The sequence below is a fragment of the Promicromonospora sp. NPDC019610 genome (assembly GCF_044389365.1).
GTDB lineage: Bacteria > Actinomycetota > Actinomycetes > Actinomycetales > Cellulomonadaceae > Promicromonospora.
In genome coordinates, this window is sequence record NZ_JBIRXX010000002.1 from 1,978,714 (window position 1) to 2,003,447 (window position 24,734).

A 24,734-nucleotide genomic window follows, 5' to 3' on the forward strand; every position below is an offset into this window, starting at 1 on the left:
GCACCGGTCCATTCCGCGTACCGGGTTAGCCTTGGCCCCGTGGAACTGATCCGGAAGGGCAAGGTTCGCGAGGTCTACGCGGACGGCGACGATGTGATCCTGGTGGCCTCCGACCGCGTGTCGGTGTACGACGTCGTGCTGCCCACGGCCGTACCCGACAAGGGCGCGATCCTGACCCAGCTCTCGCTGTGGTGGTTCCGCCAGTTCGCCGACCTGGTGCCCAACCACGTGATCAGCGAGGACGTGCCCGCGGAGTGGGCGGGCCGCGCGATCCGCTGCAAGAAGCTGGACATCGTCCCGGTCGAGTGCATCGCGCGCGGCTACCTCGCGGGCGGCGGCCTGGACAGCTACAACGCGACCGGCAGCGTGTCCGGCGTGGCGTTCCCCCCGGGCCTGGTCGAGGCCGACCGCCTGCCGGAGCCGGTGTTCACGCCGTCCACCAAGGCGGACGAGGGGCACGACGAGTACATCTCCGTCGAGGAGATCGCCCAGGACCTGGGCACGGAGACCACGGACCGGCTGCGCGAGCTGACGCTCGCGATCTACGACCGCGGCGCCGAGATCGCGCGCGAGCGCGGCGTCATCATCGCCGACACGAAGCTGGAGTTCGGGTTCGACGCCGACGGCGTCCTGACCCTCGCCGACGAGGTGCTCACCCCGGACTCCTCGCGGTTCTGGAAGGCGAGCGAGTACGAGCCGGGCCGCGCGCAGTGGTCCTACGACAAGCAGTTCGTGCGCGACTGGTCCTCGACCCTGACCGGCTGGGACCGCACCTACCCGGGACCCGAGATCCCGGACGACGTGGTCAAGGAGACCCGCGCGCGCTACGTCGAGATCTACGAGCAGCTCACGGGCGAACGCTGGGCCTGACTGGCCGCTGGGCAAGCCGCACACGCGTCATCATGCCCGCCTCGGACACTTCCGCCTCGCTACCAGGCCCCCTTGTACACGTCTCTGCGGTTGCCGATCTTGATGACGGTGACGACCACCTTGTCGTCGTCGATCTCGTAGATCACCCGGTGGTCACCGAACCGGATCCGATACTCGTCCCTGCCCGACAGCTTGGTTGCCCCGTGAGGTCGCGGGTCGTCCTCCAGCTTGCGGATCGCACTGCTGACGCGGTCCGCATCCTGTCTCTCCAGCTTGCGCAGCTCACGCGCAGCGGCGTTCGTCACCTCGACCCTGTACCGGCCCATCAGGCGTCCTGGTCTCGTGCCAGTTCGTCGAGGCTGAAACGCTGCCCGTCGTCGGAGTCACGCTCTGCGGCCCACTTCTCCTCGGCAGCCAGCTCCAAGCGTTCGAGGATGCGAGCGTCGTCGGGGTCGATGAGGACAGCGACGACCTCGCCGTCGCGGACGACCCCGACCCTCAAGTGTTCCGTACTGACGCGCGTCAGCAGTTCGGCAGCGCCGGTGCCGAGCTCCGACTCGGTGACGGTCTCGTCCAGGTCGAGGTCTGTGTTCATGTGCTCATGCTTCCCGCACCTGTGGACAGCGCGCCATCCGGGCGACCTGCCTGATCCGATTCGTAGCTCCTTGCTGGGCTCACGAACAAGGCCGTACAGCAGCCTTCCCCGCCCGGCGGCGCGGCTCGAACAAGCGTGTCAGTGTCTCCCGTTAACCTCGGCCTCGTGAGCACCGCGGCATCCGTCCAGCAGTCGGCCTACCAGGCGACGTTCGAGGAGCTCGGCACGCCGCTGCGTGACGTGACCTTCGTCGTCGTGGACCTGGAGACCACGGGGACCAACGCCACAGAGGGCGGCATCACCGAGATCGGCGCGGTCAAGGTGCGCGGCGGCGAGGTGCTGGGCGAGTTCCAGTCGCTGGTGAACCCGGGGCAGCCCGTCCCGGCGTTCGTGGCCCGGCTGACCGGCATCACGAACGCCATGGTCGCCACGGCGCCGGACATCGCGCTGGTGCTGCCGAGCTTCCTGGAGTTCGCGCACGGCACGGTGCTGGTGGCGCACAACGCGCCGTTCGACGTCGGCTTCCTCAAGGCGATGTGCGCCCGGCTGGACTACCCGTGGCCCGGCTTCACCGTCGTGGACACGGTGCCGCTGGCCCGCCGCCTGGTCACGCGGGACGAGGCGCCCAACCACAAGCTGTCCACGCTGGCGAACCTGTTCCACGCCACCGTGTCCCCCGACCACCGGGCACTGGCGGACGCGCGCGCTACGGTCGACGTACTGCACGCCCTCTTCGAACGCCTCGCGCCGATGGGCGTCACGCACCTGGAGGACCTCGCCACGGCGGCCGACCCGGTGCCGCCCGAGGTGCGCCGCAAGCGGCACCTGGCCGACGGCCTGCCCGAGTCGCCCGGCGTCTACCTGTTCCGCGGCCCGGGCGACGAGGTGCTGTACGTCGGCACCTCGGTCAACATCCGCAAGCGGGTGCGCTCGTACTTCACGGCTGCCGAGAAGCGGCGGCGGATCACGGAGATGGTGCGCATCGCCGAGCGGGTCACCCCCGTCGCGTGCGCCACGCCGCTGGAGGCCCAGGTGCGGGAGCTGCGGCTGATCACTGAGCACGCGCCGCGCTACAACCGGCGCTCCAAGTTCCCGGAGCGGCACTCGTGGGTGCGCCTGACCGACGAGGCGTACCCGCGCCTGTCGGTCGTGAGCGGCGTCGTGGCGGGCGCCGCGCACATCGGCCCGTTCGGGTCCCGGCGCACCGCACAGGAGGCCGTGCACGCCCTGCACGACGCCCTGAACCTGCGGCAGTGCACCGCCCGCATCCCGCTCGTCTCCAAGCGCCCGGGCAGCCCGTGCGCCCTGGCGGGGATGGGCCGCTGCTCGGCCCCGTGCGTGGCCACGGAAGCGCCCGACACGTCCTACGCCGACGTGGCCGACGCCGCGCGCGACGCCCTGACCGGCGACCCCGCCCCCGTGGTGCGAGCCCTCTCCGACCGGATCGCCACGCTCGCCCACCAGGAACGCTACGAGGAGGCCGGCGAGGTCACCCGGCGTCTGCGGGCCTTCGTGCAGGGCGCACACCGGGCCCAGCGGCTCGGACCCCTGGCGGCCTGCGCCGAGCTGGTCGCCGCGCGGCCGTCCGGCATCGGCGACGCCCCGGGCAAGCCCGGCGGCTGGGAGATCGTGGTGATCAAGCACGGCCGGCTGGCCGCGACCGACGTGTCGGCCCCGGGCGCCAGCCCGCTCCCCCTCGTGGACGCCCTGCGCACGACGGCGGAGCACGTCGAGCCGCCCGTCGCCCCGGCCCCGGCCGCGCACCCCGAGGAGACCGACCTGCTGCTCGGCTGGCTCGACTCCCCCGGCGTCCGGCTGGTGCACGTCAGCGACACCTGGGCGTGCCCGGTCCGCGCGGCGGGGGCGCACGCCGACCTGACCTGGGCGTCGGAGCGGGTGCGGACGGAGATCGGCGCGGCGGAGGGTCCGGCCGACGCGGAGGCCGGCGCTGCGGCCGGCACTGCGGCCGTCGCGGATGCCGGCACGGCAGCCGACGCCGAGACCGCGGACGGAACCGCCGTCGTCCGGGGACCCGAGAACGCGCGGCACGTGGATACGATGACGGCATGCTGACCGCGATCGTCCTCATCGACGCCGAGACGTCCCGCATTCCCGAGGTCGCGCAGGAGGTCGCGAACATCGATGGTGTGAGCGAGGTCTTCTCCGTGACCGGCAAGACCGACCTCGTGGCGATCGTGCGGGTGCCCGAGCACGAGCAGCTCGCCGGCGTCGTCTCCGACACGGTGAACAAGGTGCCGGGCGTGCAGAACACCGAGACGCTCATCGCGTTCCGTGCGTTCTCCAAGGCGGACCTGGAGCAGGCGTTCGCCCTGGGGCTCGACGACTAGCTCGGCCCCGCAGCCGAAGCTGCCGAACCCCCCGTCACGACGGCCCCGCTACCGCGGGGCCTCGCCCCGTCCGGCGTCCCGTGCCCCGTCACCCGGTCCTGCGGGGCCCTCCCCGGAGGTTCGCGGTCCAGTCGTCCCTGGCCCGGCCGTCCGGGGCCCAGCCGTCCGGGGCCCAGCCGTGCCCTGCCCGCCGGAGCCGGTCCCGGAGCCCAGCGACGCCGGGGTCCTGGCCTCGATCTGGTCGTGCTCACCGTGCGAGTGGGCGGCCGCGAGCTCCGCGGGCGTCGCCGGTTCCACGCGGTCCTCGTAGAAGAACTCGGACAGCCGCTGCCAGCGCCGGTCGGACCGGTAGCCCTTGCGCTTGACGCCGCGGGCATCCGTCGCGGGTTTGATCTCCAGGGGCTTCGGGGACGTGTGCTGGGTGCGCAGCCACACCTCCTGCGGGTCGAGCGGGGTGTGCACCTCGACGTACTCGCCGTTGGCGACGCGCACGATGCGGCCCGACTCGTGGCCGTGCAGCACCAGCTCGCGGTCCTTGCGCTGCAGCCCGAGGCACACCCGTTTCGTCACGAAGAAGGCGAACACGGGCCCCACGAACAGGAGGACACGCAGCACCCAGGTGATCGCGAAGATGCTCAGCGCGAAGTGCGTGGCGATGAGGTCGTTCGTCGCCGCCAGGGCGCACACCAGGAACGCGACGAACAGTGCGACGCCGATGCCGGTCCGCACCGGCCGGTTGCGCGGCCGGTCCAGCACGTGGTGCTCGCGGTGGTCCCCGGTCACGCGGGCCTCGAGGAACGGCCACGCGAAGAGGATCGTGAACAGGATGCCCGGCACGACGACCGCCGGGATCAGGATGTTCATGCTCAGCGTGTAGCCGCCGATGACCCACTCCCAGCCCGGTCCCGGCATGAGTCGTAGCGCGCCGTCGACGAAGAGGATGTACCAGTCGGGCTGCGTGCCGGCCGAGACCGGCGCCGGGTCGTACGGGCCGTAGTTCCAGATGTTGTTGATCGCCATGGTGCCGCCCATGAGGGTCAGCACGCCCGCGATGATGAAGAAGTTGCCCGTCATCTTGGCCACGTAGACAGGCAGGGCCGGGTAGCCGACGACGTTCTTGTCGGTGCGGCCGCCGCCCGGGTACTGGGTGTGCTTCTGCAGCACCATCAGGAACAGGTGCAGAGCGATGAGGGCGATCAGGATCCCGGGGATCACGAAGATGTGCAGGGTGAACAGCCGCGGGATGATGTGGTCGCCCGGGAACTCGCCCCCGAAGACCAGGAACGACAGATAGGCGCCGATCAGCGGGATCGACTTGACCACGCCGTCGATGATGCGCAGGCCGTTGCCGCTCAGCACGTCGTCGGGCAGCGAGTAGCCGGTGAAGCCGGCGGCCAGGGCCAGGATCAGCATCGTCAGGCCGACGATCCAGTTGATCTCGCGCGGCTTGCGGAACGCGCCCGTGAAGAAGATCCGGAACATGTGCAGCACGATCGAGCCGATGAAGATCAGCGCCGACCAGTGGTGGATCTGCCGCATCAGCAGGCCGCCGCGCACCTCGAACGACATGTCCACGGTGGAGTTGAACGCCGCCGACATGAGCTGCCCGTGCATCGACGGCGGGTAGTCGCCCTCGAAGCGCACCAGCGCCATGGACGGCTCGAAGAACATCGTCAGGAAGAACCCGGACGCGATGAGCACCACGAACGAGAACAGGGCGATCTCGCCGAGCATGAAGGACCAGTGGTCAGGGAAGACCTTGCGTGCCAGCTCCTTGACCAGCACCCCGATGGTGGTGCGCTGGTCCAGGTAGTCGGCGGTCTTTCCGATCGCGGTACTCGGACGCTGCTTCGTTGCCACGTCATCACCCCTGGGTTCGGCGGCGCGGGCTCTACCGTTGACCTCCAGTAGACACCGTGCCGGGCTTTGCTTCCACCCTCGGCGACGAATCGGGGCCCCGGAACGTGACACGACAGGTCCGGCGCATCCCCGGGAGAGAACTCCTGGGGATGCGCCGGACCGGTGGTCAAGCCGTCAGGCAGAGGCGACGACGAGACCCGCGGTCTGCGTCTTCGCCCGCGCCAGGCGCTCGGAGACGTTGCTCCACGACACCAGGTTCCACCAGGCCTTGATGTAGTCCGGGCGGACGTTCAGGTAGTCGATGTAGTAGGCGTGCTCCCAGCAGTCCAGCATGAGGACCGGGGTGAGCGCGAAGGGGATGTTGCCCTGCTGGTCGAACAGCTGCACCACGACCAGCTTCTGGCCCACGGAGTCCCAGGCCAGGACGGCCCAGCCGGACCCCTGGACACCGGCGGCAACGGCGGTGAAGTGCGCCTTGAACTTCTCGAACGAGCCGAAGTGCTCGTCGATCGCCGTGGCGATCTCGCCGGTCGGCTCGCCGCCGGCCTCCGGTGCCATGTTCGTCCAGAAGATCGAGTGGTTGATGTGACCACCGAGGTTGAACGCGAGGTCCTTCTCGATCTTGTTGACGCCTCCGAGGTTGCCGGTCTCGCGGGCCTCCTCGAGCTGCTCCAGGGCAGTGTTGGCACCCTTGACGTACGTCGCGTGGTGCTTGGAGTGGTGCAGCTCCATGATCTTGCCCGAGATGTGGGGCTCGAGCGCGGCGTAGTCGTAGGTCAGGTCAGGGAGCGTGTAAACAGCCATTGCTGAGGTACCTCCAGGATCGGTCCGCACACCGGACGGTGCGCAGGGTGGGACGCCGTCCTGGTCGTGCGCCGAGGTGGTGCCCGCCGGGACGGCAATGGCCCGTGTCCCTGTCCGCAGACGCGGACCAGGAGACACAGGCCATCGCTTGGTGTCGCAGGTCGCTCAGTGCTCCCGCGAGGTGGCTCCTGCGCCGGCCTCTACGGCCTGGCGCTCGGAGCCGTGCAGCTCGTCGTGCTCGCCGTGCGAGTGCGCGGCGGCCACCTCGGCCGGGGTCACGGGCGAGACACGGTCCTCGTAGAAGAACCGGGACAGGCCCTGCCAGCGCTTGTCGGCGCCGTAACCCTTGCGCTTCACACCGCGGGCGTCCGTCTTCGGGGCGATCGCCAGCGGGGCGGGCGCGTCGTAGTTGACGCGCAGCCAGCGCTCCTGCTCGTCGAGCGGCGTGTGGACCTCGATGTACTCGCCGGTGGCGAAGCGCACGATGCGGCCCGACTCGTGGCCGTGCAGCACCAGCTCGCGGTCCTTGCGCTGCAGCCCGAGGCAGATGCGCTTGGTGACGAAGTACGCGAACACCGGCCCCACAAAGAACAGGACGCGGAACACCCAGGTGATCGCGTTGATCGACAGCGCGAAGTGCGTGGCGATGAGGTCGTTCGACCCGGCCAGGGCCAGGATGATGAACGCCGTCAGGAACGCGACGCCCAGGCCGGTGCGCGCCGGCTTGTTGCGCGGGCGGTCCAGCACGTGGTGCTCGCGGTCGTCGCCGGTCACCCGTGCCTCGAGGAACGGGTACACGATGAGGAACGTGAACAGGATGCCCGGGATGACCACGGCAGGGATCAGCACGTTCAGCGGCAACGTGTAGCCGAAGATGACCCATTCCGTGCCCTGGCCCGGCATCAGTCGCAGCGAGCCCTCCAGGAACAGCATGTACCAGTCCGGCTGGGCACCCGCGGAGACCGGTGACGGGTCGAACGGCCCGTAGTTCCACACGTTGTTGATCGACATCGTGGCACCCATGAGCGCCAGCACGCCGAAGACCATGAAGAAGTTGCCGGTCATCTTGGCGACGTACACCGGCAGGGCCGGGTAGCCGACGACGTTCTTGTCGGTGCGGCCGCCGCCCGGGTACTGGGTGTGCTTCTGCAGCACCATCAGGAACAGGTGCAGCGCGATGAGCGCCAGCAGGATGCCCGGCACCACGAAGATGTGCAGCGTGAACAGGCGCGGCACGATGTGGTGGCCCGGGAACTCGCCGCCGAAGATCATGTACGACATGAACGAGCCGATCAGCGGGATCGACTTGACCACGCCGTCGGTGATGCGCAGGCCGTTGCCGGAGAGCACGTCGTCCGGCAGCGAGTAGCCGGTGAAGCCGGCCGCCAGGCCCAGGATCATGAGCAGGATGCCGACGATCCAGTTGATCTCGCGCGGCTTGCGGAACGCGCCGGTGAAGAACACGCGCATCATGTGCACCACGATCGAGGCCATGAAGATCAGGGCCGACCAGTGGTGGATCTGCCGCATGAGCAGACCGCCACGCACCTCGAACGACATGTCGAGGGTCGAGGCGAACGCGACGGACATGAGCTGACCGTGCATGGTCGCGGGGTGCTCACCCTCGTAGGTGGTGAGCGCCATCGACGGCTCGAAGAACATCGTCAGGAAGAAGCCCGAGATGATCAGCACCACGAACGAGAAGAGGGCGATCTCGCCGAGCATGAAGGACCAGTGGTCCGGGAAGACCTTGCGCGCGAACTCCTTGACGGCGACGCCGATGGAGGTGCGCTGGTCGAGGTAGTCCGCGGCCTTGCCGACGGTCGTCGTCGGCTTGGCCGGTGCCTCGGGCTTGGTGTCGTGGGTCGCGGTGCTCACTTCAGGCGCTCCCAGAAGCTCGGGCCGATGGGCTCGGCGAAGTCGTCCTGCGCGACGAGGTAGCCCTCGTCGTCGACCGTGATCGGCAGCTGCGGCAGCCGGCGGTTGGCCGGGCCGAAGACGACCTTCGCGCTGTCCGCGATGTCGAACGTCGACTGGTGGCAGGGGCACAGGAGGTGGTGGGTCTGCTGCTCGTACAGGGCCACCGGGCAGCCCACGTGCGTGCAGATCTTCGAGTAGGCGACGATCCCCTCGTGCGACCACGTCTCGCCCTCGGGCGACTGGTCCGTACGGAGGTCCTCCGGGTTGAGGCGGACCATCAGGACCACGGCCTTGGACTTCTCGTTGATCCACTCGTGCGTCGAGCGGAACTCCTCGGTGGTCTCCGGGATCACGTGGAAGACGGAGCCGACGGTGACGTCGGCGGCCTTGATGGGCCGGCCCGAGGGGTCGATCGCCAGGCGCGTGCCGTTCTTCCACATCGTGTGCTTGAACTTGGAGACGTTCCAGTCGCCGCCCACGGAGCCGATCAGCGGCACCGCGATGGCCAGCGGGAACAGCGCCAGGGCACCGAAGAAAGCGCCCTTGAGCACACCACGGCGTCCGACGACGCCCGAGTCGGCAAGGCCATCGTTCAGGTCCTGGACCGCGATGGCGCGGTCCTCGTCGTTCGTCGCGAGCGGGTGCCGCTCCTGGACCATCTCCTTGTCGCCCATGAGCGACTTGGCCCAGTGGATGCCGGCGATGCCGATGCCGAGCAGCGACACCGCGAGGCCGAGGCCGAGCAGCAGGGTCGACAGGCGGACGCCCGACGTGGTGCCGTCCGGCGGGACCATCACGTAGGCGACGATCGAGCCGACCGTGCCCAGGATCGACAGCACGAACAGGATGGTGACGGTCCGCTCGGCGCGCTTGGCGGCGCGCGGGTCGGTGTCCGTCAGGCGGTGCTTGTGCTCCGGGACGCCCGGGTCCGGGAACCGCTCCGGGTGCCCGACGGCGGTACCCGCCTCGGGGGTGACCGTCACCTCGCGCGAGGTGTCGGCGGGGTTGTTCTGGTTCTCGCTCACGAGGACTTCGCTCCGATCCACACTGCGGCGCCGATGAGCAGGCCGAGGCCGATCACGAAGGCCCAGAGACCTTCGGACACCGGTCCGAGGGCGCCGAGCGCGTTACCGCCGGCCGAACCCTCGCGCTGCTCGACGAGGAACGACACGATGTCGCGCTTCTCGTCCGGCGTGATGTTCGCGTCGTTGAACACCGGCATCGACTGCGGGCCGGTGAGCATCGCCTGGTAGATGTTCCGCTCGGACGTCTCCCAGAGGGCGGGGGCGAACTTGCCCTCCGAGAGTGCGCCGCCGGCGCCCACGGCGTTGTGGCACATGGCGCAGTTGGTGCGGAAGAGGGCCATGCCGTTCGAGGGGTCACCCAGCGCGGGATCGACCTGCTCGTCGGTCGGGATGGCGGGGCCGGCGCCCAGCGAGGCGACGTACGCGGCCAGCGCCGCGGTCTGCTCCGCGTCGAACTGCGGCGGCTTGGCCTCGGCCTGCGGGCCGTTCATCTGCATCGGCATGCGGCCGGTCGACACCTGGAAGTCGACGGCGGCAGCGCCGACGCCCACCAGGGACGGCACGCCGTCGGTGCCCTCGGCGTTCGCGCCGTGGCACGTCGCGCAGTTGGCCTGGAACAGCTTCTTACCGGTCTCGATGTCCGCGGTGCTGACGGTCTCGGCCTTAGCCGTGCTCGGAGCCAGGGCGGCGTAGACGCCGCCCGTGGTCAGCAGCGCCAGCAGCAGGAGAACGACCGGCGCGAGCCGGTGATGCCTGCGGGCGGCGAGTGCCTTCACGAAAATTTCCTCGTCTCGCTGTGAGTGTTGAGCTTCTCTGTTATGAACCTATGCCACCGCACGTGGCCGTGAGGCGCGGCTGCCCGGGGGCGGCCGCGCGACCGGTCAGCGCAGCAGGTAGATCACCGCGAAGAGCGCGATCCACACCACGTCGACGAAGTGCCAGTAGTAGGACGTGACAATCGTGGTGGTGGCCTCGTGGTGACCGAAGCGCTTGGCGGCGAAGGAGCGGCCGAGCACGAAGAGGAAGGCGATCAGGCCGCCGGTGACGTGCAGGCCGTGGAAGCCGGTGGTCATGTAGAAGACCGAACCGTAGGGGCTGGACGAGATGGTCAGGCCCTCGTGCACCAGCTCGGTGTACTCGAAGATCTGGCCGCCGATGAAGAACGCGCCCATGAGGTAGGTCATGGTCAGCCACTCGTGCATGCCCCAGGTCCAGAACTGGAAGAGCTTCCCGGAGCGCGACGGCTTGAACTGCTCGGCCTTGAAGACCGCCCACTGGCAGGTGAACGAGGACAGCACCAGGACGATCGTGTTGATCGTGGAGAAGGTGATGTTCAGCTTGTCCGCCTGTAGCGCCCACTCCTCGGCCGGCATGGTCTGCCGGACGGTGAAGTACATCGCGAAGAGCGCTGCGAAGAACATGAGCTCGCTCGCGAGCCAGACGATCGTCCCGACCGAGACCGGGTTCGGACGATTGACTGTCACGTGCTGGTGCGTGGGGGTGGCTGCAGCCGTTGCGGTCGACACGACAGCCATTATGGCCGACGTTCGGGTGTCCCGAACGCCGAACCGTCACAGACGCTCGCGTCGAATCTCACAAAGTCCTTTCAACGCCCTACGTGGGCTGTCACTTGCTGACGCGATTGAAGAGAGTGCCATGAAAAGGGCGCGGACACATCTGCCGCCGGGGCGGGGTCTGTGCCACGATCGACGCATGACCGGCATGACGACGGATGTGACCAGCGCAGGCACGAGCGGTACGCCCTCCCCCAGCGCGACGTCGAGCCCGCGAGTCCTCCTGTACAGCGACGACCGCACGGTGCGCGAGCAGGTACGCCTCGCCGTGGGCCCGCGCCTGCACGCGGGCGAGCCCGACATCGTGTGGGCCGAGGCCGCCACCGCGGCCGCCGTGGTGGACAAGGCCGACAACGAGACGTGGGACCTGCTCGTCCTCGACGGAGAGGCCGACCAGGCCGGCGGCATGGGCCTGTGCCGCCAGCTCAAGAACGAGATCTACGAGTGCCCCCCGGTGCTGGTCCTCACGGGCCGACCCGCGGACGCCTGGCTCGCGACCTGGTCGCTGGCCGACGGCGTGGTGGCGCGCCCGCTCGACGCCATCAAGGTCCAGGAGGCCGTCGCGCGCCTGCTCGCCCCCTCGACGGCGGGTACCGCGTGAACCTCGAGGCACCCACGTGGTCCGGCCTGCTGGCCGGGCTCATGACCGGCGCCGACCTGAGCCAGCAGGAGGCCCGCTGGGCCATGGACCGGGTGATGACCGGTGAGGTCTCCCCCGTCCAGCTCGCCGGCTTCCTGGTGGCACTGCGCGCCAAGGGTGAGACCGTCGAGGAGCTCGCGGGCCTGACCGACTCCATGGTCGAGCACGCGGTGCGCATCGACGTGCCCGGGCCGTCGGTGGACATCGTCGGCACCGGCGGCGACCGTGCGCACACCGTGAACATCTCCACGATGGCCTCCGTGGTCATCGCGGGCGCCGGCCTGCGGGTCGTGAAGCACGGCAACCGGGCGGCGTCGTCGTCGTCGGGCAGCGCGGACGTGCTGGAGGAGCTGGGCATCCGGCTGGACCACCCGCCGGAGCGGGTCGCGCAGATCGCGCGCGAGGCAGGCATCACCTTCTGCTTCGCGGCGGCGTTCCACCCGTCCATGCGCCACGCGGGCGTGACCCGCAAGGAGCTGGGCGTGCCCACGGCCTTCAACTTCCTGGGCCCGCTCACCAACCCGGCCCAGCCCCGCGCTGCCGCGGTGGGCTGCGCCGACGCGCGGATGGCGCCGCTCATGGCGGGCGTCTTCGCCGAGCGGGGCAAGTCAGCGCTGGTGTTCCGCGGGGACGAGGGGCTGGACGAGCTCGCCGCGACGGCGGGCGCCACCGTCTGGGAGGTGTCCGGGGGCACGGTCACCGAGCACCGCATCGACCCTGCCGACGACCTCGGGCTGACCCGCATCAAGGTCGAGGACCTGCGCGGCCACGACGCGGCCTACAACGCGGGCGTCGCCCGGGCGGTGCTGGCGGGCGAGGACGGGCCGGTCCGCGAGACCGTGCTGCTCAACGCGGCCTCGGGCCTCGTCGCCGACGGCACGCTGCCCGGCACGGGCTCCGGGACGCTCGTGGAGCGGCTGACCGCCGGCATCGGCCTCGCGGCCCAGGCCGTGGACTCCGGGGCGGCGCAGGCCACCCTGGACCGCTGGATCGCCGCCAGCCGCTGACGAACGCGACAACAAAGCAGCGCCCCCGGACAGAAGCTCTGTCCGGGGGCGCTTGCCTGGTCGCGGAGGGGCCGCGTGGGACCACTCAGTGCGAGTGGATGCCCCGCGAGTACTCGAAGACCCAGCCCACGAGGGCGATGATCGCCACGCAGAAGCCGATGTACAGGACCCACCAGCCCACGGCCAGGCCGAGGAAGCAGATCGCGGCGGAGCCGGCGATCGCGAGCGGCCACCAGCTCCAGGGCGCGTACACGCCCTGGTCGCCCGCGGCGTCCTCGATGTTGCCGTTCGGGTCGTCCTCGGGCCGGGCGTCGATGCGCCGGGCCGTCAGCGTCAGGTAGGCGCCGATCATCGCCACCAGGGCGCCGACCAGCGGCATGCCCAGGTAGCCGACCGGCTCCTGCCAGTCCGTCATGAAGCCGTAGACCACCCCGGCCAGGACGAAGAAGGGTGTGCCCCAGAGAAACAGCCGGCTCTCGATCTTCACTTGCTGGTCCCCTCGTCCGGCTGGTCAACGATGGTCGTGCTGCTCTGACCCGACTCGCCGCCGCCGTTCGCGGCGCGCTGCTGGGCCTGCTTGTCCTGACCGCGCCGGTCCGCCTCGCCGTAGATGTTGTCGAGCACACCGCGGTTGTACTCCGGGTGCTCCATCGCGACGACCTCGGGGTGGTGCAGGTCGAACGCCGGCGACTCCGAGCGGATGCGCGGGAGCGAGGCGAAGTTGTGCCGCGGCGGCGGGCACGACGTGGCCCACTCCAGGGAGCGGCCGTAGCCCCACGGGTCGTCGACCGTGACCTTGGGCGCCTTGCGCCAGGTGATGTAGACGTTCCAGAAGAACGGCAGGGTGGACGCGGCGAGGATGAACGCGCCGATCGTGGACACCTGGTTCTCCCAGGTGAAGCCCTCCTGCGGCATGTAGTCCGCGTAACGGCGCGGCATGCCCTCCACACCCAGCCAGTGCTGGATGAGGAACGTGGTGTGGAAGCCGACGAAGAGCATCCAGAAGTGCACCTTGCCCAGGCGCTCCGACAGCATGCGGCCGGTCATCTTGGGCCACCAGAAGTAGAACCCGGCGAACATCGCGAAGACGACGGTGCCGAAGACCACGTAGTGGAAGTGCGCGACCACGAAGTACGAGTCGGAGAGCTGGAAGTCCAGCGCCGGGCTCGACAGGATGATGCCGGTCAGGCCACCGAAGAGGAAGGTCACGAGGAAGCCGATGGACCAGAGCATCGGTGTCTCGAACGTGAGTTTTCCTCGCCAGAGCGTGCCGATCCAGTTGAAGAACTTCACTCCTGTCGGCACCGCGATGAGCATCGTCATGAACGCGAAGAACGGCAGCATGACGGCGCCGGTCACGTACATGTGGTGCGCCCACACCGTCACCGACAGAGCGGCGATGGCGATGGTCGCGTAGACCAGGCCCGTGTAGCCGAAGATCGGCTTGCGGCTGAAGACCGGGAAGATCTCGGACACGATGCCGAAGAACGGCAGCGCGATGATGTACACCTCGGGGTGCCCGAAGAACCAGAAGAGGTGCTGCCAGAGGATGGCGCCACCGTTCTCCGGGTTGAAGATCTGCGCGTCGAGACGACGGTCGGCACCGAGCGCGAACAGGGCCGCGGCCAGCGGCGGGAACGCCATCAGCACCAGGAGGCTGGTGACCAGCGTGTTCCAGGTGAAGATCGGCATGCGGAACATGGTCATGCCCGGCGCGCGCATCGTGATGATCGTGGTGATGAAGTTGACCGCACCGAGGATCGTGCCGAAGCCGGCCAGCGCCAGACCGAAGACCCAGAGGTCTCCACCCAACCCTGGACTGTAGGTGGTGGTCGACAGCGGCGCGTACGCGAACCAGCCGAACGACGCGGCGCCCTGCGGCGTGAGGAACCCGGCGGTGGTGATGAGGCCACCGAACAGGAACAGCCAGTAGGCGAACATGTTCAGGCGCGGGAACGCGACGTCGGGCGCGCCGATCTGGAGCGGCATGATCACGTTCGCGAAGCCCGCGAACAGCGGGGTCGCGAACAGCAGCAGCATCACGGTGCCGTGCATCGTGAAGAGCTGGTTGTACTGCTCCTTGCTCTGCACGAGCTGGATGCCCGGCTCGAAGAGCTCGGCCCGGATCAGCAGGGCCATCAGGCCGCCGATGCAGAAGAAGATGAACGACGTGATCAGGTAGAGGTACCCGATCGTCTTGTGGTCAGTGGACGTGATCCACTTGATGACGGTCCGGCCGAGCGTCTGCCTCCCGGGCGCCAGGCCCGGGATCAGCTCGGTCGTGGTCGCTGCGGCCATCAGTGCCCAGCCTCCTCTTCCAGGGTTTCTGCCGGGTCCTCCACCGGGCCGGCGGTGCGGGCGAGGTCCATGCCGAGCGATCCGGTCTGACCCTTCGCCTCGAGCTCCGCCATGTGGGCGTCGTACTCCTCGGCGGACACGACCTTCACGTTGAAGAGCATGCCGGAGTGGAACTCGCCGCAGAGCTCGGCGCACTTGCCGGCGTACGTGCCCTCACGGGTCGGCGTGACCTGGAACGTGTTGGTCCGGTTCGGGATCATGTCCTGCTTGTACAGGAACGCGGGGATCCAGAACGAGTGGATGACGTCGCGCGAGTCGAGCGTGAACTCGACCGTCTCGTTCACCGGCAGGTAGAGCGTCGGGAAGGACGTCGAGGTGCCGACGGCGCCGTCGAGCTCGTCCTCCGCCGTGACGCTGCCGGGGTCCGCCTCGTGCTCGCCGTAGTCGTACACGTCGGCGTCGAGGTAGTTGAAGTCCCAGCTCCACTGCTTGCCGATGACCTGGATGTGCTCGGTCGCGGTGCCGTCGACGGTCTTGATGGCCGTCACGTCGCGGTCGGTGTACCAGAACAGCACCAGCACCATGATGATGGGCACGGCCGTGTACATGAGCTCGAGCGGCAGGTGGTAGCGCGTCTGCACCGGGAGCTGGTGGTCGTCCTTGCGCTTCCGGTAGGCCGCGATGCACCACAGCATCAGGCCCCAGGTCACGATCCCCACGGCGAGAGCAGCGATCCACGAGCCCACCCACAGGTCGGTGATGCGCTCGGTCTGGTTAGTCACCTCCCCGTCGCTGTAGCCGGGCAGGTATCCGCGCTGGACGGATTCACTTGCGCAGCCGGAGGCCAGCACTGCGACTGCGGCGGCAAGAGCCGACGCACGCAGGATGGCCCGCCGGGTGCGGGTAGGTGGCTTCGAGTGCAAGGGAGGCCTTTCACGTCTCGTCCGGCGCGTCGCACCGGTTTCCTCCCGAGCTCCACGCAGAACCTTCGTCCTCGATGGGATGCAGCCTAGCGCGCTCCGGGGCCTGATGATGCCCGGAAGGCCCGCACGGGAACGTGACGCACTCCGCACCTCGGGCACACATCGACGCTGTTCAGGACACCCACCCAGGTCGTGTCAGAACGATCGCCGCGACGGACCGGCGGGCGGGGGTGCGAGGATCAGGTGGACGACGGCGGCGGCACGCCGCGGGCCGCCGTCAGAACCCGAGATCAGGCCCCGATCGGGCCTCCGGTGAGCCGCCGGACGAGCCAGGTCACAGCAGCAGGAGGACGTGTGAGCCACGCCACCCCCGGTATCCCCGAACGGGTCTACCTCGACAACGGCGGACGCGCCCCGTGGCACCCGCTCGCCCGGCAGGCGTTCGAGCAGGCCCTCGCCGACGGCTGGGCCGACCCGCGCCGGCTGCACGCCGAGGGTCGCCGTGCGGCCCGGCTGCTCGACGGGGCCCGCGAGGCGATCGCCGCCGTGCTCGGCGCGCGCACCCAGGAGGTGCGGTTCACGCCGAGCCACACCGCCTCCCTCCACACGGCGGTCGCGTCGGCGGCCGCGGCCCGGCGGCGCGCCGGCTCCGCGGTCGTCGTCAGCGCGGTCGAGCGGGCCGCCGTGCTGCACGCGGCGACGCTCGCCGCGGGTGGTGCTGGTGCTGGGGATGCTGGTGCTGGGGGTGCCGGTGTGCCGGCCGGTCCCGTGCCCGTCGACCGGCTCGGGCGGGTCGACGTCGACGCCATGGTCGCGGCGGTCGGGGCGCCCGGCGTCGCGCTGGCCGCGCTCCAGCACGCGAACGGCGAGGTGGGCACGGTCCAGCCGGTCGAGGCGGTGCACGACGCCGCCCGCGCGGCCGGCGTCCCCCTGCTGGTCGACGCCGGGGCGAGCGTCGGCCACGTGGCGGTGCCCGACACCTGGGACCTCCTCGCCGCCGACCCGGCCGACTGGGGCGGCCCCGCCGGTGTCGGCGTCCTCGCCGTCCGGCAGCGGGTGCGCACCGCGCCCGTCGGACCCGAGGACGAGGACCCGTGGGCCCCGGGTGGCGTGAGCGTGCCGCTCGCGTTCGCCGCCGCGGTGGCGCTGCAGGCCGTCGAGTCCGACCGCGTGGCGCAGGACGCGCGGCGTCGAGCCCTGGTGGAACGGGTACGCGCCGCCGTGGCCCGGATCCCCGACGTCGAGATGGTGGGCGACCCGGACGACCGGCTCCCTCACGTCGCCACGTTCTCGTTCCTCTACGTGGACGGCGAGGCGCTCGTGACGGAGCTGGACCGGCACGGGTTCGCCGTCGGCTCGGGATCGGCCTGCACCGCGAGCACGCTGGAGCCGTCGCACGTGCTGGCGGCGATGGGCGTGCTCACCCACGGCAACGTGCGGATCGCCCTGGACCGGTCCACCACGGCCGACGAGGTCGACCGCTTCTGCGCGGTCCTCCCGGGCGCGGTGTCGAAGGTCCGCGAGATGCTGGGCGTCGGCGGTCTCTGACGAACGTCGCCCGTGTCAGACGTACAGGTCACTAGAGTGACCCGTGTGTCTGACACGTTGGTGGACGCCCGCGGGCTGCGCTGCCCGCTGCCCGTGATCCGGCTCGCCGCGGCCGCGAAGGGCCTGCCCGCGGGCACGGAGCTGACCGTCCTGTCGACCGACCCCGCGGCCAAGCACGACGTCCCCGCGTGGTGCCGGATGCGCGGCCACGAGCACGTGGGAACCCGGGAGCACCGGGCCCACGACCCGGCGGACCAGGACCCGAACGACCAGCACCGGAGCAAGGACCAGGGTCAGGACGACGACTGGGACGGCTGGGCCGTCACGGTCCGCCTCGGCTGATTTGTGAACTCCCCTTTGAGGCCCGGGTTTCTTCGCTTTGGACGGCGCCAAAGCGAAGAAACCCGGGCCTCAATGGGGACAACCGGGGACGACGACGGGCCGGTCACCCTGGGGTGACCGGCCCGTCGTGCCGAGACTGCGCTCAGCGAGCTTCGATCAGGAGAACGACCCGCCGCAGGCGCATGCGCTGCCGGCGTTCGGGTTGTCGATCGTGAAGCCCTGCTGCTCGATGGTGTCCTTGAAGTCGATCGTGGCGCCCTCGAGGTACGGCACGCTCATCTTGTCCACGACGACCTCGACGCCGTCGTAGTCGCGCAGAGCGTCCCCGTCGAGCACCCGCTCGTCGAAGTAGAGCTGGTAGATCAGCCCGGAGCAGCCACCCGGCTGCACCGCTACGCGGAGGCGCAGGTCGTCGCGGCCCTCCTGCTCGAGCAGACTACGGACCTTGCCCGCGGCGACGTCGGTGACGTTGACGCCGTGGGTAGCGATGTCCGTGGTGGTGTCGGTCATGTCATCTCCCGATCGTGTTCGACATACCGGTAGTCGATCCTTGAACGTTGCCAACTCATCGGCTGGTCCGTCTGTTCCCGCGTTCCGGTCTGTTCTCAGATCGTACGCCCAGGTGCCGCCCGAGCCCATCACCGTTCCACGTGCGCGGCGTCACCCGCGCGGTCACCGGGCCCAGCCCGGCGTCCACGTCCGGGCCACACGCGCGACGTCGTCGTCCGCCACCTCGTGCACCCCGCTGAGGCCCGCCGTGGACCACTCCCGCCTGCTCACCTGGCTGCGTCCGGTGAGCACGACGACGGGGACGGCGTGCGGCGCGGCGGCGGCCGCCGCCTCCACGACCACCCCCCGGTGCAGCCCCTCGCCGTCGAGCAGCGTGACGTACGCCACGACGACGTCGGCGCGGGCGGCGGCGTCGGTCAGCGCCGCCTGCTCCGCCCGCGGCAGGGCCGACGGGGCGGGGCCGGGCGCGGCCGGCCCGGGGTGGGCGGGCCCCACGTCCTGCGGCCCGACGGCGGCCGGCCGGCCGACCGGGATCGCCGGACCCGCGAGGAGGACGCCGCGGCCCGCGCCGTCGTCGTGCCCGGTACCCGGACCAGCTGCGGGCACGGCAGCAGCCGCGGGCACCCGGACGGCCCGTGCCTCGGTGCCGGCGTGCGGCGCGGCGGCACGCCACGCGGAGGCCAGTCGCTCGGCGTCGGGCAGGGTCTCGGCAAGCAGCAGCACGTGCACGAGAGGCATCGTGGCATCGTCCGGTCAAGGTGTCACCACCGCGTGTCATGATGGTGACCGTGAGCACCCTGCTGGCTGAATACTCCGGCTTCTCCGAGCCCGCGTCGTCCCCGTTGCTGCTGCTCGGCCAGGGGCGTGACCTGGCCTCCGAGCGCGGCGTGGAGTGTACGGGCGAGCTGCCCGCACCGAGCGACCCGGACCTGGTGGACCGGGCCCGCGCGGCGCGGGCCGCCCTCGGCAGCCGCGCGTTCGTCCTGGGCCACCACTACCAGCGCGACGAGGTCATCGACTTCGCCGACGTCACCGGTGACTCCTTCAAGCTCGCGCGCGAGGCGGCTGCCCGTCCCGAGGCCGAGTTCATCCTGTTCTGCGGCGTGCACTTCATGGCCGAGAGCGCGGACATCCTCACCTCCGACGCGCAGCAGGTCGTGCTGCCTGACCTCGCCGCCGGCTGCTCCATGGCCGACATGGCCGCGATCGGCCAGGTCGAGGAGGCCTGGGCCGTGCTGCAGGACGTCGGCGTCGCGGACTCGACGATCCCCGTCACCTACATGAACTCGTCGGCCGCCATCAAGGCGTTCACCGGGCGCCACGGCGGTACCGTCTGCACCTCCTCCAACGCGGAGGTCGCGCTGCGCTGGGCGTTCGACCAGGTGGGCGGCATCGACGGCACCGGCAAGGTGCTCTTCCTGCCCGACCAGCACCTGGGCCGCAACACCGCGGTGCTGGAGCTCGCGATGTCGCTGGACGAGTGCGTGGTGTTCGACCCGCGCAAGCTGAACGGCGGGCTCACCGACCAGGAGCTGCGCGACGCCCGGATGATCCTGTGGCGCGGGCACTGCTCGGTGCACGGCCGCTTCTCGGAGCAGAACGTCACCGACATCCGTGCGGCGGTGCCCGGGATCAACGTGATGGTGCACCCCGAGTGCAAGCACGAGGTCGTCACCGCGGCCGACTACGTCGGCTCGACCGAGTACATCATCAAGCAGCTCGACGCCGCCGAGCCCGGCTCCTCGTGGGCCATCGGCACGGAGCTCAACCTGGTCCGCCGCGTCGCCCGCGCGCACCCCGACAAGCAGGTGCACTACCTCGACTCGACGGTGTGCTTCTGCTCCACCATGAACCGCATCGACCTGCCCCACCTGGTGTGGGCCATGGAGTCGCTCGTGGAGGGACGCATGGTGAACCGGATCGTCGTGGACGCCGACGACGCCCACTGGGCGCGCGTGGCGCTCGACCAGATGCTGGCCCTTCCCGGAATCTGACCGGGCTGAGCGTGTGAGCGGCAACGGCGGGCTGCGCATCGGGATCTTCGTCTTCGACGGGGCGGAGGAGCTCGACGTCGTCGGGCCCTTCGAGGTCTTCGCGGAGTGGGGCTCCCACTCGCAGCTGCGGCCGACCGTGAGCACGTTCTCGTGGGACGGCGCCGGCGTGCGGCTCGCCAAGGGGCTGCGGATCCTGCCCGCGCACGGCGCGGACGACATAGGCCCGCTGCACGTGCTGGTCTACCCGGGCGGCCTGGGCACGCGGCCGCTGCTGGCCGAGCCCGGGCACCTGGAGTGGCTGCGTCAGATCCGCAAGCAGACCCCGATCCTGGCGAGTGTCTGCACGGGCGCGCTGCCCCTGGCCGCCGCCGGGCTGCTCGCGGGGCGGCCCGCCACCACGCACCACGAGCACTACGACGAGCTCACCGAGCTGGACCCGAGCGTGCTGGTGGACACCGAGGCGCGGTACGTGGACGACGGCGACGTGATCACGTCCGCGGGCGTCTCCTCGGGCATCGACATGGCGCTCCACCTTGTGGAACGCCTGGAGACGCCGGCCGTGGGGCGGCTGGTGCGCAACGCGATCCAGCACCCGGCGACGCCGCCCGGCACGACCTGATCCACGAGCGCCGGACATTCCACGGACGCCGGACCATCCACAGGGGCCGGACAAGGTATCTGATACTGCCGGTTCCCGGTATAACCTTCGACGCATGGCTCGCATGCTCCAGCTCACCTGGACCGGACTCTTCCCGCGCAAGGCCCGCCCCGGACAGACCCTGCTCGACCCGTCGGTCACCCGGATGCGTGTGGGGCCCCTGGACCTCGACTCGTACCTGCACGTCAACAACGGCACGTACCTGCAGATGATGGACGTGGCCCGGAACAACCAGATCGCCGACCTCGGCATGTTCCCGATCGCCAAGGAGAAGGGCTGGGCCCCCGTGGTCGCGGCGTCGACCATCAAGTACCGGCGCTCCCTGCAGCCGTTCGAGCGGTTCGAGATCACGACCCGGATCCTGGGCTGGGACGAGCGCGTCTTCTACCTGGAGCAGGTCTTCACACGGGGCGACAAGCTGTGCGCCCGCGGGATCGTCGCCAGCCGGTTCCTGGACCGCAAGGGCAACCGGATCTCGGCGCTCGACGTCGTCCGGGACGCGACCGGGCAGGACCTGCCCTCCCCCGCGCTCCCCGAGGACGTCGCGGCCTGGGCCCGCGCGATGGATGTCGCACCGCGCGAGCCCGCCACCAAGGGTTAGAGGCCCTCGCCGATCTTGGTGAGCAGCAGGGCCTCGGCCAGCACGACGTTCCGCAGCTCGCCGAGGTGCACCGACTCGTTCGCGCCGTGCGCCCGCGAGTCCGGGTCCTCGACGCCGGTCACGAGGATCGCGGCGTCCGGGAAGATCTCGAGCAGGTCTGCGATGAACGGGATGGACCCGCCCACGCCGACGTCGACCGGCGGGGTGCCCCACGCCTCGGTGAAGGCGGCGCGGGCCGCCCGCATCGCCGCCGTGTCGCCCGGGGCGAGGAAGGGCTTGCCCTGCTCGCCCGAGCGCCACGTGACGTGCGCGCCGAACGGCGCGTGCTTGGCCACGTGGGCGGCGAGGGCGGCGTCGGCCGCGACCGGGTCCTGGCCCGGCGCGAGCCGCAGCGAGATCTTCGCGGCGCAGCGCGGCGCGATCGTGTTGGACGCCTCCGCCACGGACGTCACGTCCATGCCGATGACAGACAGTGCGGGCTTGGACCAGAGCCGTCCCGAGAGCGTGCCGGTGCCGGCGAGCTCCGCGCCGTCGAGCAGCGAGGAGTCGGCGCGGAACTCGGCCTCGGAGTAGTCGACCTCGGGCTCGGGCGCGGTGACCAGGCCCTCGACCGCGACGTCGCCGGCCGCGTCGTGGAACGACGCGACGAGGCGCGACATCAGGGTGACGGCGTCCAGCACCGCCCCACCGAACATGCCGGAGTGCACCGCGTGGTCCAGGACCCGCAGCTCGATCTCGCCGTCGACCAGGCCACGCAGCGACGTCGTGAGGGCGGGGACCCCCACCTTCCAGTTCGTGGAGTCGGCCACGACGATGACGTCGGCCGCGAGCAGGTCGCGGTACTGCTCCAGGAAGGCCCGGAACGACGGCGAGCCCGACTCCTCCTCGCCCTCCAGGAAGACGGTGACGCCGACGGGCAGGTCCGCGCCGTCGGGCAGGCCGAGCGTGCGCAGCGCGCCGAGGTGGGCCACGATGCCCGCCTTGTCGTCGGCCGCGCCCCGGCCGTAGAGCCGCTCCCCCACCTGGGTGGGCTCGAACGGCTCGGTGTCCCAGGTCGCGGGGTCGCCCGGCGGCTGCACGTCGTGGTGCGCGTACAGCAGCACGGTCGGCGCACCCTCGGGCGCGGGGCGGCGGGCGACGACGGCGGGCGCGCCGGGCGTGCCGTCGGGGCGCGGGGCGGACAGGATCTGGACGTCCGGCAGTCCGGCGTCGCGCAGGAGCTGCGCCGTGGCGGCGGCGCTGGCGGCCACGTGCGTCTGGTCGAACGCGGCGGCCGAGACGCTCGGGATGCGCACGAGCGCTTCGAGGTCGGCCTGCAGGGCGGGGAACAGCTCGGTGACGCGGGCCCGGAGGGCCGCGGTGGTATCGGTGGTCACGGCCCCACGTTAACGGCTCGGAACCGGCCAGTGCCGGGAGCGATTAGGCTGGGAGGGTGTTCTCCCGCAGCAAGACTTCGACTCCAGACGGCGTGACCCCCGTGGGCGACTCCCCGGACGAGGTGACGCCGACGTCCGACCCGACGTCGGGCGCCGCCGCCGGCAAGGGCCGGCCCACGCCCAAGCGCAACGTCGCGCAGGCCGCGAACAAGCGTCCCCTGGTCCCGGACGACCGCCGGGCGGCCCGCAAGGCCCAGCGCGAGAAGTCGCGCATCGACCGGGAGCGCTCCTACCAGGCGATGCAGACCGGCGACGAGCGGTACATGCCGGCCAAGGACAAGGGCCCGGTGCGCCGGTACGTGCGCGACTTCGTGGACGCGCGCTGGAACCTCGGCGAGTTCTTCCTGCCGGTCGCGTTCATCTTCCTGTTCGCGACGTTCTTCACGACGCAGTACCCGCAGCTCAGCATCTTCGTGATGCTCGGCCTGTACGGGTTCCTGTTCCTGACGATCATCGACGTGTGGCTGCTGTGGCGTTCGCTGAAGAAGCGCCTGACGGCCAAGTTCGGCGAGGTCCCGCGCGGCCTCGTGATGTACACGGTCACGCGCGCCTACCAGCTGCGCCGGTCGCGGCTGCCCAAGCCGATGAGCAAGAAGCGCGGCAACTACCCGGAATGACCCGGAACTGACACCACAGACCTGTGGCGAGGCGGAACCGGTGGGTTCCGCCTCGCCACAGGTCTTTCAGCTCCGGGAGCCGAAGGTCAGGCGGGGCGCTTCTTCGGCATGCCCTCGAGGGTCTTGGCCGGGTCGCGCTCGACGACGCCGTCAAGGGCCTCGTCGATCTGCTTGAGCAGCTCGGCCGGGATGGTCACGCCCGACGCCTTGACGTTCTCCGCGACCTGCTCGGGGCGGGACGCGCCCACGAGCGCGGCGGCCACGTTGTCGTTCTGCAGCACCCAGGCCACGGCGAGCTGCGCCATGGACAGGCCCAGCTCGTCGGCGACCGGCTTGAGGTTCTGCACGGCGGTCAGGGTCTCGTCGCTCATGAAGCGGCTGATCGTCTGCGCGCCGCCCTTCTGGTCCGTGGCCCGCGAGCCCGCCGGGGCGGCCTGGCCCGGCAGGTACTTGCCGGAGAGCACGCCCTGAGCCATCGGCGACCACACGATCTGGGAGACGCCGACCTCCTTCGAGGCGGGCACGACCTCGTCCTCGATGACGCGCCACAGCATCGAGTACTGCGGCTGCGAGGAGATGAGCTGGAAGCCGAGCTCCTTGGCGAGCGCGGCGCCGGCGCGGATCTGGTCGGCGGTCCACTCCGAGACGCCGATGTAGAGGGCCTTGCCCTGGCGGACGACGTCGGCGAACGCCTGCATCGTCTCCTCCAGCGGCGTCTCCACGTCGTAGCGGTGCGCCTGGTAGAGGTCGACGTAGTCGGTGCCGAGGCGCGTCAGGGAGCCGTTGATCGACTCCAGGATGTGCTTGCGGGACAGACCCACGTCGTTGGGACCCTTCGGCCCGGTGGGCCAGTACACCTTGGTGAAGATCTCGAGGGACTCGCGGCGCTCGCCCTGCAGCGCGTCGCCGAGCACCTGCTCCGCGGCCGTGTTGGCGTACGCGTCCGCGGTGTCGAAGGTGCTGATGCCGGCGTCGAGGGCCGCGCGGACGCACGCCGTCGCGACGTCGTTCTCCACCTGCGAGGCGTGGGTGAGCCAGTTGCCGTACGTGATCTCCGAGATCTTGAGACCGCTGTTGCCGAGGTACCGGTAGTTGACCATGGCATCAGCCTATGACAACGATCGAATCGCTTTGACCCGGTTTCGCGCAGCGGAATGGCCACGT

At 70.3% G+C, this 24,734-nt stretch carries 25 protein-coding genes and 1 pseudogene; 11 read left to right on the plus strand and 15 right to left on the minus strand.

What is annotated here, in order from left to right:
- Window positions 1-33 precede the first annotated feature (33 nt).
- Window positions 34-870 (plus strand): annotated as a pseudogene (locus tag ACH45N_RS20445) (phosphoribosylaminoimidazolesuccinocarboxamide synthase); the annotation flags it as partial.
- Between the two features lie 59 nt (window positions 871-929).
- Here the strand turns inward: ACH45N_RS20445 and ACH45N_RS20450 are convergent.
- Together ACH45N_RS20450 and ACH45N_RS20455 are read right to left on the minus strand one after the other, a co-directional pair.
- Window positions 930-1,175: a type II toxin-antitoxin system RelE/ParE family toxin gene (locus ACH45N_RS20450; RefSeq protein ID WP_397397194.1), complete on the minus strand. Its 246-nt coding sequence runs from the start codon at window positions 1,173-1,175 to the stop codon at window positions 930-932.
- Window positions 1,176-1,195: 20 nt separating this feature from the next.
- On the minus strand, window positions 1,196-1,465 hold the full coding sequence (locus ACH45N_RS20455; RefSeq protein WP_397397196.1) for a hypothetical protein: 270 nt from the start codon (window positions 1,463-1,465) through the stop codon (window positions 1,196-1,198).
- A 165-nt stretch (window positions 1,466-1,630) separates the two neighbouring features.
- Here ACH45N_RS20455 and ACH45N_RS20460 point away from each other — a divergent pair, with 165 nt between their 5' ends.
- Together ACH45N_RS20460 and ACH45N_RS20465 are read left to right on the plus strand one after the other, a co-directional pair.
- Window positions 1,631-3,538 (plus strand): DEDD exonuclease domain-containing protein, encoded by a 1,908-nt coding sequence (locus ACH45N_RS20460; RefSeq protein ID WP_397397198.1) that lies wholly within the window; start codon window positions 1,631-1,633, stop codon window positions 3,536-3,538.
- A complete protein-coding gene (locus ACH45N_RS20465) occupies window positions 3,532-3,813 on the plus strand; it encodes an Lrp/AsnC family transcriptional regulator (RefSeq protein ID WP_253867636.1) in 282 nt (93 codons plus the stop codon). The genes ACH45N_RS20460 and ACH45N_RS20465 overlap by 7 nt, the downstream gene beginning before the upstream one ends.
- 48 nt (window positions 3,814-3,861) lie before the next feature.
- Here the strand turns inward: ACH45N_RS20465 and ACH45N_RS20470 are convergent, their stop codons facing one another.
- The 6 genes from ACH45N_RS20470 to ACH45N_RS20495 form a co-directional block, all read right to left on the minus strand.
- Complete coding sequence (locus ACH45N_RS20470; RefSeq protein WP_397397201.1) at window positions 3,862-5,673, minus strand: cytochrome bc complex cytochrome b subunit; 1,812 nt, start codon at window positions 5,671-5,673, stop codon at window positions 3,862-3,864.
- Between the two features lie 174 nt (window positions 5,674-5,847).
- Entirely contained in the window at window positions 5,848-6,477 is a 630-nt protein-coding gene (locus ACH45N_RS20475; RefSeq protein WP_397397203.1) for a superoxide dismutase, read from the minus strand.
- Window positions 6,478-6,642: 165 nt separating this feature from the next.
- Window positions 6,643-8,355, minus strand: a complete 1,713-nt coding sequence (locus tag ACH45N_RS20480) for a cytochrome bc complex cytochrome b subunit (protein ID WP_397397205.1) — start codon at window positions 8,353-8,355, stop codon at window positions 6,643-6,645.
- Window positions 8,352-9,422, minus strand: a complete 1,071-nt coding sequence (locus tag ACH45N_RS20485) for a Rieske 2Fe-2S domain-containing protein (protein WP_397397207.1) — start codon at window positions 9,420-9,422, stop codon at window positions 8,352-8,354. The genes ACH45N_RS20480 and ACH45N_RS20485 overlap by 4 nt, the downstream gene beginning before the upstream one ends.
- Window positions 9,419-10,198 carry a c-type cytochrome gene (locus ACH45N_RS20490; protein ID WP_397397209.1) on the minus strand — a complete coding sequence of 260 codons (780 nt, stop codon included), beginning with the start codon at window positions 10,196-10,198 and terminating at the stop codon, window positions 9,419-9,421. Before ACH45N_RS20490 ends, ACH45N_RS20485 begins: the two co-directional genes overlap by 4 nt.
- A gap of 105 nt (window positions 10,199-10,303) precedes the next feature.
- Window positions 10,304-10,957 (minus strand): heme-copper oxidase subunit III, encoded by a 654-nt coding sequence (locus tag ACH45N_RS20495; RefSeq protein ID WP_397397211.1) that lies wholly within the window; start codon window positions 10,955-10,957, stop codon window positions 10,304-10,306.
- A 178-nt stretch (window positions 10,958-11,135) separates the two neighbouring features.
- Here ACH45N_RS20495 and ACH45N_RS20500 point away from each other — a divergent pair, with 178 nt between their 5' ends.
- Together ACH45N_RS20500 and trpD are read left to right on the plus strand one after the other, a co-directional pair.
- A complete protein-coding gene (locus ACH45N_RS20500; RefSeq protein WP_397397213.1) occupies window positions 11,136-11,597 on the plus strand; it encodes a hypothetical protein in 462 nt (153 codons plus the stop codon).
- The gene (gene trpD / locus ACH45N_RS20505; protein WP_397397215.1) at window positions 11,594-12,643 is read left to right on the plus strand and encodes an anthranilate phosphoribosyltransferase; all 1,050 of its coding nucleotides are present in this window, start codon (window positions 11,594-11,596) and stop codon (window positions 12,641-12,643) included. The genes ACH45N_RS20500 and trpD overlap by 4 nt, the downstream gene beginning before the upstream one ends.
- Before the next feature lie 85 nt (window positions 12,644-12,728).
- Here trpD and ACH45N_RS20510 read toward each other — a convergent pair whose 3' ends face one another.
- Genes ACH45N_RS20510 through coxB form a run of 3 tightly spaced genes read right to left on the minus strand, consistent with a single transcriptional unit; the run spans window position 12,729 to window position 15,864 of the window.
- A complete protein-coding gene (locus ACH45N_RS20510; RefSeq protein ID WP_285104334.1) occupies window positions 12,729-13,130 on the minus strand; it encodes a cytochrome c oxidase subunit 4 in 402 nt (133 codons plus the stop codon).
- Window positions 13,127-14,941, minus strand: a complete 1,815-nt coding sequence (gene ctaD / locus ACH45N_RS20515) for a cytochrome c oxidase subunit I (protein ID WP_397397217.1) — start codon at window positions 14,939-14,941, stop codon at window positions 13,127-13,129. Before ctaD ends, ACH45N_RS20510 begins: the two co-directional genes overlap by 4 nt.
- Entirely contained in the window at window positions 14,941-15,864 is a 924-nt protein-coding gene (gene coxB / locus ACH45N_RS20520; RefSeq protein WP_285104330.1) for a cytochrome c oxidase subunit II, read from the minus strand. The genes ctaD and coxB overlap by 1 nt, the downstream gene beginning before the upstream one ends.
- 354 nt (window positions 15,865-16,218) lie before the next feature.
- Between coxB and ACH45N_RS20525 the strand changes: the two genes are divergently transcribed.
- A complete protein-coding gene (locus ACH45N_RS20525) occupies window positions 16,219-17,412 on the plus strand; it encodes a cysteine desulfurase family protein (protein ID WP_397397219.1) in 1,194 nt (397 codons plus the stop codon).
- A 45-nt stretch (window positions 17,413-17,457) separates the two neighbouring features.
- Complete coding sequence (locus tag ACH45N_RS20530) at window positions 17,458-17,754, plus strand: sulfurtransferase TusA family protein (protein ID WP_397397221.1); 297 nt, start codon at window positions 17,458-17,460, stop codon at window positions 17,752-17,754.
- A 156-nt stretch (window positions 17,755-17,910) separates the two neighbouring features.
- On the opposite strand, the gene erpA is transcribed toward ACH45N_RS20530, so the two are convergent.
- Window positions 17,911-18,264, minus strand: coding sequence for an iron-sulfur cluster insertion protein ErpA (erpA, locus tag ACH45N_RS20535; protein WP_020014294.1), 354 nt, complete (start codon window positions 18,262-18,264; stop codon window positions 17,911-17,913).
- A 162-nt stretch (window positions 18,265-18,426) separates the two neighbouring features.
- Window positions 18,427-19,002: a hypothetical protein gene (locus ACH45N_RS20540; RefSeq protein ID WP_397397224.1), complete on the minus strand. Its 576-nt coding sequence runs from the start codon at window positions 19,000-19,002 to the stop codon at window positions 18,427-18,429.
- Window positions 19,003-19,043: 41 nt separating this feature from the next.
- Between ACH45N_RS20540 and nadA the strand changes: the two genes are divergently transcribed.
- The 3 genes from nadA to ACH45N_RS20555 all read left to right on the plus strand — a co-directional run bounded on the left by nadA (window position 19,044) and on the right by ACH45N_RS20555 (window position 21,517).
- Window positions 19,044-20,258: a quinolinate synthase NadA gene (nadA, locus tag ACH45N_RS20545; protein WP_397397531.1), complete on the plus strand. Its 1,215-nt coding sequence runs from the start codon at window positions 19,044-19,046 to the stop codon at window positions 20,256-20,258.
- Between the two features lie 13 nt (window positions 20,259-20,271).
- Window positions 20,272-20,877 carry a DJ-1/PfpI family protein gene (locus ACH45N_RS20550; RefSeq protein WP_397397226.1) on the plus strand — a complete coding sequence of 202 codons (606 nt, stop codon included), beginning with the start codon at window positions 20,272-20,274 and terminating at the stop codon, window positions 20,875-20,877.
- A gap of 94 nt (window positions 20,878-20,971) precedes the next feature.
- On the plus strand, window positions 20,972-21,517 hold the full coding sequence (locus tag ACH45N_RS20555; protein ID WP_397397228.1) for an acyl-CoA thioesterase: 546 nt from the start codon (window positions 20,972-20,974) through the stop codon (window positions 21,515-21,517).
- On the opposite strand, the gene ACH45N_RS20560 is transcribed toward ACH45N_RS20555, so the two are convergent.
- On the minus strand, window positions 21,514-22,893 hold the full coding sequence (locus tag ACH45N_RS20560; protein WP_397397230.1) for a dipeptidase: 1,380 nt from the start codon (window positions 22,891-22,893) through the stop codon (window positions 21,514-21,516). The genes ACH45N_RS20555 and ACH45N_RS20560 overlap by 4 nt on opposite strands.
- Before the next feature lie 56 nt (window positions 22,894-22,949).
- Here ACH45N_RS20560 and ACH45N_RS20565 point away from each other — a divergent pair, with 56 nt between their 5' ends.
- Window positions 22,950-23,570: a DUF3043 domain-containing protein gene (locus ACH45N_RS20565; RefSeq protein ID WP_397397232.1), complete on the plus strand. Its 621-nt coding sequence runs from the start codon at window positions 22,950-22,952 to the stop codon at window positions 23,568-23,570.
- Between the two features lie 86 nt (window positions 23,571-23,656).
- Here the strand turns inward: ACH45N_RS20565 and ACH45N_RS20570 are convergent, their stop codons facing one another.
- Window positions 23,657-24,670 (minus strand): aldo/keto reductase family protein, encoded by a 1,014-nt coding sequence (locus ACH45N_RS20570; protein WP_397397234.1) that lies wholly within the window; start codon window positions 24,668-24,670, stop codon window positions 23,657-23,659.
- Between the last annotated feature and the right edge of the window lie 64 nt (window positions 24,671-24,734).